The sequence below is a fragment of the Nonomuraea guangzhouensis genome, assembly GCF_019396345.1.
GTDB lineage: Bacteria > Actinomycetota > Actinomycetes > Streptosporangiales > Streptosporangiaceae > Nonomuraea > Nonomuraea guangzhouensis.
Map to the genome: position 1 here is coordinate 1 of NZ_JAHKRM010000051.1, position 14,715 is coordinate 14,715.

The window sequence follows — 14,715 nt, forward strand, 5'->3', positions numbered from 1 at the left end:
GACCCCCCACCACCCCGCCTGCGTGACGGCCGCCGCCGATCTGACCACGGCGGCGGCGTACCTGCGCCAATACGCCGAGCGGGCGCGCCCCTGACGCGCCCACCCGCCGCGTTTGTACGGCCTGTGCCCGGTTCCGACCGCTTTGTCGTACGGCCTGGGCCGGGTTCCGACCGCCTTTCGTACGGCCCGTGCCGCGCTCAGCCTGCCTCGTGGATGGCCCGTGCCGCGCTCAGCCCCGACTCCAGCGCGCCTTCGATCCACGCGTGCCACAGCGAGCAGTGCTCGCCCGCGAAGTGCACGCGGCCCTCCGGCGCGATGATCGCGTCATGCAGGTTGCTCTGCTGATGCGGCTCGAACAGGGCGAAGGCGCCGGCCGCGTAGGGATCGTTGTACCAGGCGTGCGTGACGCCGAACTCGAAGTGGTCGTGGATCTGCGGGTGGATCTTGGCGACGTCCTCGAGCGCCTGGTCGACCCGCTTCTGCGACGACATCGCGCCCCACCGCAGAGCGTCCTGCCCCCAGGTGTAGCTGGCCAGCAGGACCGTACGCTCGTCGCCGGGGGCGGGGTGCGAGGGGTAGCAGATGCGCCGGATCGGCAGGTCGGTGACCGTGGTGCCGCCGACGATGCCGTCGCTCTGCTCCCAGAACGGCCGCCGTACCTGAAAGAGGATCTTGGTGGAGGCGTTGTAGTTCAGCTCGCGGATGGCGCGCTGCTTGCGGCGGGAGAAGGCGGGCCTGGCCTCGACGTCGCGCAGTACCGAGAACGGGATCGTACAGATGGCGTAGTCGCCGGTGAGCGTGGTCTTGCCCGAGCCCGTCCTGAGGTGCAGGGTGACCGAGTCGTCGTCCTGCTCGATGGCGGTGACCTCGTGGCCGAACCGGATGTGGTTCCTGAGCTCCTGGTAGAAGGCGTCCGGCAGCCGGTCGGCGCCGCCCTCGATCTCCTGCATGTCCTCGAAGGCCCGCCCGATGATCTCGCGGAACTGCTCGATGACCGCCGCGTTGAGGTTGGCCTCCCGGAAGCTCATGACGCCGTAGAGCTCGATGGCCCCCTCGGAGAACCCGCGCTCGCGCAGGAAGCTGCGGATGGAGTAGCGGTCATACTCGGCGCAGAGGCGGTCGAGCGCGTTCTCGCCCTCCTGGGCGTACAGGTCGTGGATCTCCTGTGTGGCGGTGCGCCACAGGTCCTCGTAGGAGCGGCCGCGCTCGTGCTCGGCCAGGCCGAAGTCGACGATCTCGGGGTTGTCGTTGAGCTCCTGGATCGTGGTCCTGACGCCCTGGATGTAGGCCAGGGTGTGGGGGTTGCCCATGACGAACGGGCGCAGGGCCAGCCCGAACTTCGCGCAGTAGGCGAGCGTGAGGTCGTGCACGCGCGGGATCCGCATCGCGCCCGCCTCGGCGTACAGGCCGGGCGCGAATCCGCGCAGGGTGAGCACGCGCCCGCCGACCCGCTGCTGGGCCTCCAGAACGATGGGCTCGTGGCCCTGCCGCATCAGCTCGTAGGCGGCGACCAGACCGGCCATCCCGCCTCCGATGATCAGTACGCGTTTGCGCGGCCGGCCGCCGGCGGCCAGTCCGTGCTCGGCGGTCGCGACCAGGTCCGCCGGCACTCTGAGGTCGTGACTAGGTCTCGGCACTCCGGCGTCCGCCAGCTCCGCGGGCATGGCCGAACCCAGTGGTGTCGACATCGACGGGCTCTCTTCCAGGACGTCACGCTCCTTCATCGTCACGTAAAGCATGTACATGATTGCTCTAAGTGATGAGTTTGCCAAGGGGTGAGTGTGCGTGGGGGAGCTCCCAGGCGCAAAGGAGAATCGGGCTCATGTCGATGGAACCGGTGACGCTGGAGAACTGGATGCGTCCGCCGTACAACGTCAGCGCGTACCAGCGCATCGGAGAGCTGATCCCCACCGCGCCGATCTCCCGCGGTGCGGGGCCCGTCCACGACCTGATCGCCGAGGGGACAGGCCTGGGCTCTCTGGAACTGCGCCTCCAGGACGGCCCGAGACGTCGCCTGACCGTGGCGGAGCTCGTCGAGTGGTCGCACACCGACGCCCTGGTCGTGCTGCACCGGGGCCGGCTCGTTCACGAGCAGTACGAGCACGGCATGCGGCCGGGCACCCGGCATCTGTGCATGTCGGTGTCCAAGTCCATCACCGCCACGGCCGTCGGTTCGGTGATCGAGTCCGGGGCGCTGTCGCCGGACGACGAGGTCGGCGCGATCGTGCCCGAGTTCCGCGGCACCGGGCTGGCGGGGGCGAGCGTCCGGCACCTGCTGGACATGCGTACGGGGACGCGCGAGGACATCACCACGCTCGAACTCCAGCGCGCCTACTTCTCCATCTGCCAGTGGGCGCCCCCGGCGGGCCCGCCGGACGAGGACTCGCGCAGCCATTTCTGGCGGTTGACCCAGGTGCGCCCGCACGGCGGCGACTTCGAGTACCGCTCGACCCTGACCTGCGTGCTGGCGCTGCTGGCCGAGCGGGCGACGGGCCTGCGGGTGCCGGAGCTGATCTCCCGGCATCTGTGGCGGCGACTGGGCGCCGAACACGACGCCGAGATCACGGTCGACCGCAGCGGCCACGCCCTGGCGGACATCGGGGTCTGCTGTACGGCCCGCGACCTGGCCCGCCTCGGCGAGGCCCTGCGGCGAGACGGGCTGCGCCCGGACGGGACGCGGGTGGTGCCGGAAGGCTGGGTCGCCGACACCCTGACCCCCGACGGCGACCAGGCCGCGGCCTTTCTCCGGCACGGCTCGCCGTACCTGACCGTGCCCGGCGCCTACTACCGCAACCAGTGGTGGGTCGCCGCGCCCCGCACCCCGGACGGGGGCGGGGTGTACATGGCCTTGGGCATCCACGGCCAGATGCTGTTCGTCCACGAGGCGGCCGGGGTGGTCATCGCCAAGTTCTCCTCCTGGCCCGAGCCGTGGATCGACGACCTGGCGCGGGGGAGCATCGCGGGTTGCCTGGCCATCGCCGACACGCTGTCGTCCTTGTCGACATAGCGCTGGATATATGCGCAAACTAACAGTTGTTACATCCTAGGACGAACGGAAGGATGTGGACCGATGGATGCGGCCGCATGGGGCTTGGGCACGGCGGTGCTGCTCGCCTCGATGGTGGAGATGGTCGAGGCCCTGACGATCGTCATGGCGATGGGCATGACGCGGAGCTGGCGCTCCACGTTCGCGGGGGTGGCGGCGGCTCTCGTCGCGCTGACGGCCTTCACCGCCGTCGCCGGATACGCGCTCGCGACCTGGTTGCCGGAGGCGGCACTCCAGCTCGCGATCGGCGGCGTCCTGCTGATCTTCGGCCTGCAGTGGCTGCGCAAGGCGATCCTGCGCTCGTCCGGGCGCAAGGCCATGCACGACGAGGACCAGATCTTCGCCGACGAGGTGGCGGCGGCCGAGAGCGCGGGCGCGGTCAAGGCCAAGGGACTCGACTGGTTCTCGTTCATGATCAGTTTCAAGGGGGTCTTCCTCGAAGGCGTCGAGGTGGTCTTCATCGTGATCACGTTCGGCCTGAGCGCGGACAACATGCCGGTGGCGATCGGCGCCGCCGTCCTCGGTGTGCTCCTCGTCCTCGCCGTGGGCATCGCGGTCAGGGGGCCGCTGTCGAGGGTGCCGGAGAACGCCATGAAGTACGGCGTCGGCCTGCTGCTCGCGGCGTTCGGCACCTTCTGGGCGGTCGAAGGGCTGGGCATCTTCACCGCGAGCCGCCAGAGCCTGGAGTGGCCGGGCGCCGACCTGGCGATCCTGGTGCTCGTCGCCGCGTGGTTCGGGCTGTCGCGGGTGCTGGTCCACGTCCTCAGGCGGCCCGCCGCCGTCCCCAGCACGTTCTAGTCAGGAGCTGAGCATGGGTTTCATCCGAGGGTTCGGGCAGTTCTGGTACGACCTGGTCATCGGCGACGACTGGAAGATCGCTGTGGCCGTCGTCACCACGCTGGCGCTCGGCACGGTGGTCCTGCTGGCGTTCGCGGTGCCGGAAGCGGTGCTCACGCCGGTGCTCGGGGTGTGCCTCATGGCCGCCTTCGTCATCGCGCTGCGGATCGACGTACGCGATCGGTAGCCGCCCTGGAAGATCGCGCCGCGTGGCTGGTAGCCGACCTAGAAGATCGCGCTGTCCTCGGCCTCGTAGACGGAGGCGGCGAACTCCTCCAGCGTCTTCGCGCAGTCCTCGAGCGCCTCGGTCACCTCTTTGGCCCGTGCGGCGCCCAGGACGTCACGTGCCTTGACCTTCTCGTACCAGTTCTTGAGCTTGGTGAGGTCTTCCTCGTTCTCTTCCAGCTCGCTGTAGGTGAAGTGCCGCGCGGTCACCTCTTTGGCCACTTCCGCGTGGAAGTCGACGCACTTGTCGAGGATCTCTTCGTACTCGTCGTCGCGCGCGGCGTTGTAGAGGGCGACCAGTTCGGTCTCGCCGATGACCGAGGAGGTGCTGACCAGGAAGGCCTGACCCGACATCGACTCGACGATCTCGTTGCGCAGCGCCCGCAGCATCCGCTCGCTGTGCGGTGTCCGCGGTGCGGCGGCCGCGGAGTTCTGCAGGTAGATGGCGCCGAGGTTGCGCAGCCGCCGCCACACGGCGGCCCGCAGCCGGGTCGGCTCGCTGGGCACCCGGTAGATGAGCATGAGCCAGGTGACATGCTTGGCCGGCTCGACGGCCTCCTGGCCTTCGGGGGCGCGGCCGGTCTTCGGCCTCTCGGTGCCCGGCAATGCCCGCCTCCTCCGCAGCGCCGACTCCTCCGCAGCGCTGAACGAGTCGATCGTATCCGCCTGACGGCACACGCGACCGGCCCGCCGGGCGGTCAGGGGCGGACCGCGCCGAGCAGGCGGGCGCGCCAGTAGTCGTCGAGGTCGACCACCTTGACGACGTCGCCGGTCTGCGGCGCGTGGACCATTTTGCCGTTGCCCGCGTACATGCCCATGTGTCCCAGCCCTTTGCTGAAGAGCAGGTCGCCGGGCTGCAGTTCGTCCAGTGATACGCGGCGGCTGGCGCCCCAGCTCCACTGGGTGTACGTGGTGCGGGGCAGTTCGACTCCCGCGGCCCGCCAGGCGGCCTGGGTGAGGCCGGAGCAGTCGTAGGAGTTCGGTCCTGTGCCGCCCCATTGGTAGGGCTTGCCGACCTGGGCGAAGGCGAGCTGGAGTGCGACGCGGGCGTTGCCGGAGGCCGCGCCGGTGTATTTGATGCCGGTGCTGTTGGGGTCGCCGGCCTGGAAGGCGCCCAGCTTGCGCAGGATCTTGGTCTGTTCGGCGACCAGCTTCTCGACTTCCGTCTTCTGCCCGCGTACCTTGTCGCGCGCGTCGTCGGCCTCGGCCAGGACGGTTTTGGCGTCATTGCGCCGGTCGCGCAGGTCCTTGGTGGTCGCCTCGTAGGCGCGTAGTTTCGCCACCCTGGCCTGGGCTATCTGGTCGAGCGAGGCCATGCCGCTCAGCGTCGTCTCGGGGCTGTCATCGACGACGAACCTCTGCCAGCCCGCGATCTCGCCGAACTGGTAGTTGCTCACCGCCACCGCGGCGAGGTCTCTGCGCAGGGCGTCGGCTTGTACGCCCTTGCGGCCGACCTCGGCGTTGAGGTCGTCGTACTTCTTCTTGGCCTTCTTGTACGTCTCGGTGGCCTGGTTGTACTGCTCGACCACCTTGTCGGCGCGTTCGTTGAGCTTCACCAGTTTGGCCTTCGCCTTGGCCCTGGCCTGTGGGGTGGGCGTCGGCGCGGCGAGAACGCTGCCTGGGGTGGAGACCAATGCCACCAGCGCCAGCCCCACGGCCACTGCCATCCGTCCCAGCCTTGTCGGCATGGCCACTACGACGCCTCCTCGTAACCGTCCTTGTATGGGGCGAAACCGTACCGGAGAGATGGCCTGTTCAGCACCATTTCTCGTTGGGACGGCTGCGAGATCCACTACTACGGGCGATAGGGGGGTGATATGCCGACCCATGTGGAGATACGCACGTACGCGCCGGGACGTTCAGTGTTCGGAGGGTGGTGTTGGTCCTGGCATCGAGGCTGGACATGCGTGCGCCCCGGCATCGGAGGTGCGATGCCGGGGCGCTTCGTGCCGCTGTCAGGAGTGGGACTTGACCTGGAAGGTGTCCTCGGTGCCGCAGGAGGGGCCGTTCGATCCGCCGATGCGGACGGAGTCGAAGAAGTCGCGGTAGGCGGAGAAGAAGTTGCCCTTGCCGCCCGGGCTGGTCGTCGCCGAGCAGCCACCGTAGTTGGCTTCGGAGTAGAGGTGGATCCAGGAATCCGTCCGGTTCCAGTCCGACTTGGCTCTGCCGCCCATGTTCAACGCGGCGAGATCCGGCGTGTCGCTCTTGATCTCGATGATGTCGCCCGTGCCGTCGAGGCCGGAGAACATGCAGTAGTTGTCGTCATGGCACCGGTCATAGCCCGTGGCGGCTTGGGCGGGAACGGTCGGCAGGATGGACAGCGCGACGGCTGCGATCGGTAGCGCGAGCATCTGAAGCTTCTTGCCCATTGCCCCTCTTCGGTTGAAACTTTTTTTCGATGGCGGGATCGAACATACATGACTCGATCTTCGGTGTGGAAGGGGCAATCACCGGTGATCGGGCGCAGTCCGATCGCCGGTGATGAGGCGCAGTCCGAGCTCGCCGAGCGGGGCGGCCCGGCGGATCGCTTACGATCTGGCGTCGGGCGTCACGGGGGCCGGTGTCTCCTGGGTCACCAGGTCGGCCAGCCGCCCGGCCAGCAGCGCGGCAAGGATCACCGCTCCGGCGATGACCTGGAACACCCACACCGGCGTGGCCCAGAGCACCAGCTGTCCCTGGACCAGCGTGAGGAAGAGCACCGCGAGCACGGTGCCCGCTATGCCGCCCCGCCTGCCGTGCACGCTGATCCCGCCGAGCAGGACCGCGGCCAAGGTCAGCGTGGTCGTGGTCCAGCCCGCCACGGGGGTTGCCGCGTGGGTCCGGGTCAGCAGCGCCACTCCGCCGAGAGCGGCGAGCAGGCTCGACCCGCCCAGCCCCAGCATGGCGGTGATCCACGGCGACGCCACGCGCAGGGCGGGCCAGGCCAGCGCGCCGCCCAGGGACACGATGACGAACAGCACGAACCACACGTAGGTCGGAAAATCAATGTCGACGGGGATGACGCGGCCGTCCGCGATGCCGCTGACCAGCGCCTCGCAGGCCACGGCCGCGCCCAGGGTCACGGCCCACGCGGGCGCCGAGAGCGCGGTGACGAACAGACCCAGGAGGAGCCCGCCGACCGTGGTGAGCAGGATCGCGATGATCGCCGCCGACCAGCCCAGCCCGCTCATGTTCATCAGCCAGGCGGTCACCATGGCGGTGAAGGCGGCGATCGACCCGACGGCCAGGTTGGGCGTGCCCGTGCGGAACGACAGCGCCAGCCCTGTCGCCACCAGCCCCGTCGCCCCGGCCTGCGCCAGGATGAAGACCAGATACTGGCCCGGCGACACGCTGAACAGCGCCGCCACGATCAGCGCGATCGTGAGGATCCCGAGAAAGCCTTCCCAGACGAGAACGACAACTCGCATACGGGCGATCATCCTCGCGTGCGTGACCGCAATTCAAGAGCGTTCCGGTGGTCATGCGGGCGTTGAGACGGGTTCGGCGAGGAAGGGCCAGGTCGGGGCTTCGTGGAGCGTCAAAAAGGCCCGGCCTTGCCCGTGTTCGGAACGTCCTTCACTCACCTGAAAGGTGCGTCGCGCGGTCGCCGACCTGATCCGCGACGTTACGGTGAGCGAAGGTGCCGTGGATGGTACCAGCGGCCGCGCACATGCCACTCGGCCACGCCACGCGAGAACGCTTCAGCCCGGTGGCGGGGAGCTCCTGGTTGGGTCCGCCTGCCAGGAGCTCCGCCGCTTCATGCGATATACCTGGGACTTAGACCTTGATTCCAGAGAATTGCTAACTTAGTACGAATTTAGCCAGAGGGCGAAGCCCGGACTGTCATATTCGCACTTATATGCCTTTGCGTAGCCGGTGTCTACGTAAGCCTGACCTGCGGCTTTGCAAGAAGCTGAGCTCGCGTATACCCTTTTGACATACCAGGCACGTATTTGAGCTGGCGCGGCGACGGTGGTGGTGGTCGAGGCGGCGGCTTGAGCCGGCGAGGCTATGCCAACGCTCGTGAGGGCTGCGGCTGCGATGAGCAGCGCAGGCAGTAGCGTCTTTTTGCCGTGCATGCCGTTGCCTCCGGTCCTTGTCGTGAGGAGTCGCATTTGTTCCTCCGATCTTCGATGGGCGGTCGGTTTGGAGCCGGCCGCCTCAAGAAGGAGTTAAGTGCCGGTGGCTATAGGGGCACTATCTGGCCACTACACAAGGCCTAAACGGGCTGGTCAAGGGTTCTCATGTGGTGCGGCCGAGTAGTGGAAGTGCGTCTTCAGGGTGACCGCGGTGGCGATATCGGTTAAGCGGGGCCGGCCGCGAACGAATTGTCGATGAGGTAGCGCCACAGGCCGTCCGGGCCCCGCCGTGCGACGTCGGTCGCCGTACCGTGGAGGTCGATCTCGCGGCCGTCGCGCGCCTGGCCGCGAATGGTTCAGTCGACGATGAGCCGCCCGCGACGTGGGCGTGCCGCAGCCGGGCGTCGGTCGGCGGGCCGGACCCGAGCAGGTGCTGGTTGGCGGCGGCCCGATCCTCGCCGGTGACCGTTTCCATGGGCGGTGACGCCATTCAGCTCCCGTCGGTGACAGTTTCCGGGCGGCGGCTGTTGCGGCCGGGCGGGCGTACGCGAGGTCAGGAGGCCGCGCGATCGCAGTGCGGGAACAGGCCCCGCGCTCGGCCCGCCGTCGCGAGCTGGGGCTCGCGGATCAGATGGTCGGCCACCTGGTCGCGGTTGTAGTCGGGCAGCGGCGCGGTGTTCTTCGGCGCCATGATGCGCTCCACCGTCGCCATGGCCCGCATCAGCGGCAGCCGGGCCATGGTGTCGCGGACCCACCTGCCGGTGCGGGTCTTCGGCACCATGAGGCGGACGTTGGGCCCGATCTTCTGCTTCTGATCGACCAGCTCCCGGTGGCCGTCCTCGTACCGGCGGAAGGCGACCTGGTGATCCCCGGAGGCCGCCGCGAGCTCGCCCGCGAGCCGGTACGCGCCGACCAGCGCCAGCTCGGCGCCGGCGCCCGACGCGGGAGAGGCGCAGTAGGCGGCGTCACCCACGAGCGCCACGCGGCCCGACGACCACGACGGCATCCGCACCTGGCTCAACGCGTCGAAATAGAAGTCGGGGTCCGCGAGCGCTCCGGCGAGCAGCTCCCGTACCCGCCACGACTCACCCGCGAACGCCTCACTCACCAAGCGCTTGTGCTGCTCCACGTCTCGGTGGTCGTACGTCAGCGGCTCGGACCGGCGGAAGATGAAGTACGCCTTGGCCTGGGCGTGGTTGCCTGAGCGGTAGATTCCGGCCATCTTGCCCGGCACGTTGTACATCGTCACCCAGCGGTTCTCGCCCAGCGCCGAGTCGGCGTTCGAGAACGCGAAGTAGTGGCCCTTGTGCTGGATGAACCGAGACTCGGGGCCGAAAGCCAGCCGGCGGACCGTGGAATGCATGCCGTCGGCGCCGATGACCAGATCGAACCGGCGGGCCGGGCCATGCTCGAAGGAGACCGCCACACCGTCGCCGCTCTGCTCCAGCGTCCGGATGGAGTCGCCGAAAACGTACTCGACGTCATCCTTCGTCGCCTCGTACAGGAGCGCCACCAGGTCGCCACGCATGATCTCCACGTCGGCGCCGCCGCTCTGCATGGCCTGCGCGTCGATGCGGGCCACGCTCCGGTTCGCAGCGTTCACGAAGGACATGCCCTGAACGTCCGCCGCCATCGCCCTGATCTGCGGCATGATCCCCATTCGTTCGGCCACGTCGATGGCGTGACCTCGTACGTCCACACCGTTGCCGCCCTCGCGCAGCCGAGGCGCGCGCTCGACCAGGGTGGGCCGGAACCCGTGCCGGGCCAGCCAGTACGCCAGGGTCTGCCCCGCGATGCTCGCCCCAGAGATCAGAATCCGCTCGTTCATGAGACCTATCGCCTTTCATTCGCCCTGACCATCGGTCAGTGGTTGAACCATAGGTCCCGACCGGAGGTCAGTCAAGCGGCTAGAATCTGCGACATGACTGACGACACCCGCTCCGGGATCCTGCGGGTCGCGCTCGAACTGTTCGCCTCGCTCGGCTATCACGCCACCTCGGTACGGGAGATCGCGGAGCGGCTCAACCTGACGAAGACCGCGGTCCTCTACCATTTCCCCAGCAAGAAGGACATCCTTGCCACGCTGGCGGAGCCGATGCTGGCCGACATGGAGGCCGCAGTCGAGGCGGCCAACGGCATCGAGGGCGAAGACTTCCGGCGGAAGCGGTGGGTCGTCATCGAAGGGCTGCTCGACGTGTGGCTGAGGCACCGGTTCCTGATGCGGATGAACACGCAGGACCTGGCACTGGGCGCCGACCGGCCGACGTTCGAGCGCTTTCGCGACACCGCGATGACGGCCGAGCGCTTCATCGCCGGCCCGGACGCGGATCTCGCCGGGCAGGTGCGGGCGGTGCAGGCGTTCGCCATGCTCAGCGACCCGGTCGTCATGTTCGCCGACCTGCCCGCCGACCTGATCCGGCCCGCGGTACTGGCCGGGGTGGAACGGCTCCTGGGCGAGACGGCCCCGGGGCGTGTGACTGGGTCCGCAACCGATCTCCATGTCGGATCCCCGTCCGGCCTTCAGGTGGGAGTTGTGTCCGGCCTCCAGGCAGAGCCTGCGTCCGGCCTTCAGGTGGGACGTGTGTCCGACCTCCAGGCAGGGCTCGCATCCGACCTTCAGATGGGGTCTGCGGCGGAGTTCCAGGTTGGGCTTCCTGCGGAGGGCCAGGTCGGGGCCCCGGAGGAGCGCTCGGTTGCCTCCCCGGCCAAGCCCTCCGCCATGGCCTCTGCCGAGCGCTCCGCTGGGGCCTCCGATGGGGTCTCCTCCGGTCCTTCGCCCGCGCCCGCTCGGTCGCCAGGTCGACGGCGTGGCAGGCCCGGCGCGATGAGCCCGGACATGATCGAGACCGCCCGGCGGATGTACGCGACCGGCGAGCACTCCGCCGCCGACATCTCGCGAGCCCTGGGCGTCTCTCGCGCGACCGTGTACCGGCACCTGTCGGACGGCTAATTTTGAGACTAAATATGCGACTCATTTTGAGACGATAGCCGACCGGGCGGTCTTGAGGGTCGCGCCCGGCGTACAGGTCTCAGGCGGTGCCGGCACTCATGTCTGGGGCGGGCTACGTGCGGGCGACGAAAGGCTTCGTCGGCAAACGCCCCTGAACCTGGCCGGCGCTGACCGACGAAGGGCACGACGCCTTCCAGAACTACGCCTCCATACTCCGGCAGATCGCGGAGGGCGCCCGTCTCGCTCGAGGCACGGAAACCGACAGCGTGTGGAGGGACAGGGCGGGCGGGACCGCGTTCGGCGAATCGCGCGGGTCAGGACAACAGGTGCACCATGAGGCGGCGACGCGGCACGGTGCGCTGCTTGATCAGGTCGCGCGCGAATGCAGCCGTACGGTGCCGAGCGCCGTCAAACGCAACCCGCAGCCGTCAGCGCGCGCACGCCCCTGTCACTCGGCGTTCCGCAGCCGCGCGGCCTCCGCAAGAGCCTGGGCCCGCTTGCGGCGCCGCTCGTCGCTCACCGTTTCGAAGATGGTGGTCGCCCGCTCGAAGGCGCTGATGGCCTCGTCGAACCGCCCCAGCTCACCCAGGGCCTTGCCGAGGTTGGTCAGCGCCGTGCCTTCGCCGTGCCGATCGTCCGCCTCGCGGCAGATCGTCAGGGCTTTCCGGTGCACGGTGACGGCCTCCTCGAACCGCCCCGCCTCGCCCAGCGCATTGCCCAGATTGTTGAGCGCCATGCCTTCGCCGTGCCGCTCGCCCAACTCCCGGCAGACCGCCAGGGCGTCCGTCAGGACGGTGATGGCTTCATCAAATCGCCGCACCCCGCTCAGGGCACTGCCGAGGTTGGTCAGTGCTGTGCCTTCGCCGTGCCGATCGCCCAGTTCCCGGTAGACCGCCAGGGCGTCCCGGTACGCGGTGACGGCCGCCTTGAACTGCCCCAGCTCACCCAGGGCATTGCCGAGGTTGGTCAGCGTTATGCCCTCGCCGTGCCGGTCCTCCACTTCGCGGCGGGCTGTCAGGGCGTCCTCCAAGACCGTGACGGCCTCCTCGAACCGTCCCGCCTCGCCCAGGATGGAGCCGAGGCTGTTCAGCACTTTGGCTTCGCCGTGCCGGTCGTCCAGCTCGCGGAGGATTGTCAGGGCTTTCTGCTGTGCGGTGATGGCCTCTGCGTAGCGCCGCACCTCGGCCAGGGCATTGCCGAGGTTGATCAGCACCTGGGCTGCGCCGAGCCGGTCGTCCAGCAAGCCGAGGATTGTCAGGGCCTTCTGCTGTGCGGTGATGGCCTCTGTGAAGCGCCGCAGTCCGCTCAGGGCATTGCCGAGGTTGATCAGCACCTGGGCTTCGCTGCGCGGGTCACCCAGCTCGCGGAGGATTGTCAGGGCTTTCTGCTGTGCGGTGCTGGCCTCTGTGAAGCGCCGCAGTCCGCTCAGGGCACTGCCGAGGTTGTTCAATACCTGGGCTTCGCTGTGCCGGTCGCGTAGCTTGCGGAGGATCGTCAGCGCCTTGCGGTGCGTGATGATGGCGTCGGTGAATCGCCGCACCTCGCTCAGGGCGACGCCGAGGTTGTTCAGCGCGACGGCTTCGCCCAGCCGGTCGCCCAGCCGGTCGCCGGCCCGCACCGCGACATTGGCGACGGTCAGACGGTCATCGAGGTGGCGGCGCCACGCAAGGTATTCGGTCAAGCGGACCGACAGGTACAAGGCGACGTGGTGGCGGTGAGTGGCGTCGGCCAGGGCGACCGCGGCGACCAGATTGGCGTGTTCGGCGTCCAACCAGGCCAGCGCGTCCTGTCGGCCGCCGAACCGCTCAGACGTGGATTGACTGGGAAGAGCACGCAGGTGGCCGTCGGCTGCGTCGGCCGTGTCCAGGTAGAAGGCCAGCATCCGGTCCAGCGCCCGCTCGCGCCCGTCCGAGTCCGCCTCGGTCCTACCGTGCTCGTCGGCGTACAGGCGGACCAGATCATGCATGGCCCACCGGTCCTGGCCCGGGACCGGGGCGGTGACCAGGTGGGCACGGGACAGGGCGGCCAGGCGTCGGCGCGTGACGGGTTCGGGTGCGTCGTCCAGGGCCGCGGCGGCCGACAGGGACAGGTGCGGGCCCGGGTCCAGCGGCAGCAGCCGGAACAGTCGTGCCTGCTCCGGCTGCGTGTCGACCAGGTGCCGATAGGACAGGTCGAACGCGGCCCGCACCGCGTACGGCCGGCCGTGGGAGTCGGTGTCACCGGTGTCCAGGGCGTCCAGCCGGTGCCGGGCGTCGGCGAGCTCTGCGGCCATGTCAGCCAGGGAGCGGCCCGGTTCGGCGCGTAGCAGGGCGGCGGTGATCTGTAATGCCAAGGGCAGCCGTCCGCACAGCCGGGCGATCGTTGTCGCGGGATGGGGCTCCGCGTCGATACGTGGATCGGGCCGGCTCGGCTGCAGGGCGGTACGCAGCAGGTCGAGGGCCTCTTCTTCGGGCAGCACGGTCAGGTCGATCAGGTGGGCGGACAGGGTAAGGGTGTGCCGGGAGGTGATCAGCAGCCGGTGGCACGGCTGGGCCGGCAGCAGCGGCTCGACCTGGCCGGTGACGGCGGCGTTGTCGGCCACTACCAGCACCGGCAGCCCTTGGCGGGCTTGTTCGGCCAGCACCGACCGGTACAAGGCAAGCCGTTCCTCGCCGGTTGGCGGAAGATCGGTGTCGCGGATGCCCATCTTGCGCAGCACGTCCCCTGCCGCCGCTGCGGCGGATACGCGTTTGCCGGGGTCGGGGGTGTAGCCGCGCAGGTCGACGAAGTACACGCCGCCGCCGAACCAGCCCTGCTCCATCGCCTGATGGGCGGCCACCAGCGCCAGCGCGGTCTTGCCGACCCCGGCCATCCCCGCCACCGCCGACACCACCACGCCTGTCCCACCCGCATCCGCCGGGTCCAGGAAGGCCAGCACCTCCCTCAGAGCGTCGGTGCGGCCGACGAAACCGACCGGGCCGGCTGGCAGGCCCGCCGGGGCCTGCGGGGCTGGACCGGTGACGTGCATGGTGACGTCGCGAGCCAAGGTCACCGGCGCGTAGAACGTCCCACCGGTGACCGCGTTATGGGGGGCACCGTCGCCACCGGCCTGATTGTCAACCGTGCGAGGCTCGCTCATCGGGGCTGTTCCGGGACATCCGGACCGTCTGGGGGTAAGGCAGGAGGCGGGGACAGTTGAGCCGCGGACGGGCCGACGATATCCCGGGCCATCGTCACGGGCCCATGGAAGGTGCCGCCCGTGATCGTGTTACTGGCGTTACCCGCCCCCGTGATGGCGGCCCGGCCGGCGTCGCCGGTCTGGATCACCCCGAAGTTGTCCTGAACGGCAACTGATCGCTCCTCGCGCTCCGTAATGGCGTCTATGTCTGAGCGTGGAGCGGTCGCCTGGGAAGAAGCCGGGCTCGAACTTCGGCGGGCCAGGACAACTCCGTACACCGAGATGCCCAGCCCTGCCAGGGCGACGAACACGCCTACCACGCTCGCCAGCTGATCGGCCTGTTCCAGATCGAGCACGATGAAGATCGTCCCCAGTGCGCCGACCACCAGACCGCCGACTGTCAGCGAGATCCAGCCCCAAGTGCTCTTCCTCGTCGCCATGC

Annotated in this window: 12 protein-coding genes; 4 read left to right on the forward strand and 8 right to left on the reverse strand. The window is 68.9% G+C overall.

Going from position 1 to position 14,715, the window contains the following annotated elements; genetic code table 11:
- Positions 1-197: 197 nt before the first annotated feature.
- Positions 198-1,745, reverse strand: a complete 1,548-nt coding sequence (locus KME78_RS58290; protein WP_246654829.1) for a flavin monoamine oxidase family protein — start codon at positions 1,743-1,745, stop codon at positions 198-200.
- Between the two features lie 77 nt (positions 1,746-1,822).
- Here KME78_RS58290 and KME78_RS58295 point away from each other — a divergent pair, with 77 nt between their 5' ends.
- From KME78_RS58295 to KME78_RS58305, 3 genes are all read left to right on the forward strand, one after another.
- Positions 1,823-3,007, forward strand: a complete 1,185-nt coding sequence (locus KME78_RS58295; RefSeq protein ID WP_219538788.1) for a serine hydrolase domain-containing protein — start codon at positions 1,823-1,825, stop codon at positions 3,005-3,007.
- Positions 3,008-3,070: 63 nt separating this feature from the next.
- Entirely contained in the window at positions 3,071-3,844 is a 774-nt protein-coding gene (locus KME78_RS58300; protein ID WP_219538790.1) for a COG4280 domain-containing protein, read from the forward strand.
- A 13-nt stretch (positions 3,845-3,857) separates the two neighbouring features.
- A complete protein-coding gene (locus KME78_RS58305; RefSeq protein ID WP_219538792.1) occupies positions 3,858-4,070 on the forward strand; it encodes a hypothetical protein in 213 nt (70 codons plus the stop codon).
- A 38-nt stretch (positions 4,071-4,108) separates the two neighbouring features.
- Here the strand turns inward: KME78_RS58305 and KME78_RS58310 are convergent, their stop codons facing one another.
- The 5 genes from KME78_RS58310 to KME78_RS58330 all read right to left on the reverse strand — a co-directional run bounded on the left by KME78_RS58310 (position 4,109) and on the right by KME78_RS58330 (position 9,994).
- Complete coding sequence (locus KME78_RS58310; protein ID WP_246654830.1) at positions 4,109-4,714, reverse strand: Chromate resistance protein ChrB; 606 nt, start codon at positions 4,712-4,714, stop codon at positions 4,109-4,111.
- Positions 4,715-4,806: 92 nt separating this feature from the next.
- Positions 4,807-5,775 (reverse strand): C40 family peptidase, encoded by a 969-nt coding sequence (locus KME78_RS58315; RefSeq protein ID WP_219538793.1) that lies wholly within the window; start codon positions 5,773-5,775, stop codon positions 4,807-4,809.
- Positions 5,776-6,063: 288 nt separating this feature from the next.
- A complete protein-coding gene (locus KME78_RS58320; protein ID WP_219538795.1) occupies positions 6,064-6,477 on the reverse strand; it encodes a peptidase inhibitor family I36 protein in 414 nt (137 codons plus the stop codon).
- Positions 6,478-6,636: 159 nt separating this feature from the next.
- Positions 6,637-7,515 carry an ABC transporter permease subunit gene (locus KME78_RS58325; RefSeq protein WP_219538796.1) on the reverse strand — a complete coding sequence of 293 codons (879 nt, stop codon included), beginning with the start codon at positions 7,513-7,515 and terminating at the stop codon, positions 6,637-6,639.
- Positions 7,516-8,719: 1,204 nt separating this feature from the next.
- On the reverse strand, positions 8,720-9,994 hold the full coding sequence (locus KME78_RS58330) for an FAD-dependent monooxygenase (RefSeq protein WP_219538798.1): 1,275 nt from the start codon (positions 9,992-9,994) through the stop codon (positions 8,720-8,722).
- A 93-nt stretch (positions 9,995-10,087) separates the two neighbouring features.
- Here KME78_RS58330 and KME78_RS58335 point away from each other — a divergent pair, with 93 nt between their 5' ends.
- On the forward strand, positions 10,088-11,116 hold the full coding sequence (locus tag KME78_RS58335; RefSeq protein WP_219538800.1) for a TetR family transcriptional regulator: 1,029 nt from the start codon (positions 10,088-10,090) through the stop codon (positions 11,114-11,116).
- A gap of 448 nt (positions 11,117-11,564) precedes the next feature.
- On the opposite strand, the gene KME78_RS58340 is transcribed toward KME78_RS58335, so the two are convergent.
- Both KME78_RS58340 and KME78_RS58345 read right to left on the reverse strand, forming a co-directional pair.
- Positions 11,565-14,234: an ATP-binding protein gene (locus KME78_RS58340; protein WP_219538801.1), complete on the reverse strand. Its 2,670-nt coding sequence runs from the start codon at positions 14,232-14,234 to the stop codon at positions 11,565-11,567.
- Positions 14,231-14,713 (reverse strand): hypothetical protein, encoded by a 483-nt coding sequence (locus KME78_RS58345; protein ID WP_219538803.1) that lies wholly within the window; start codon positions 14,711-14,713, stop codon positions 14,231-14,233. Before KME78_RS58345 ends, KME78_RS58340 begins: the two co-directional genes overlap by 4 nt.
- Between the last annotated feature and the right edge of the window lie 2 nt (positions 14,714-14,715).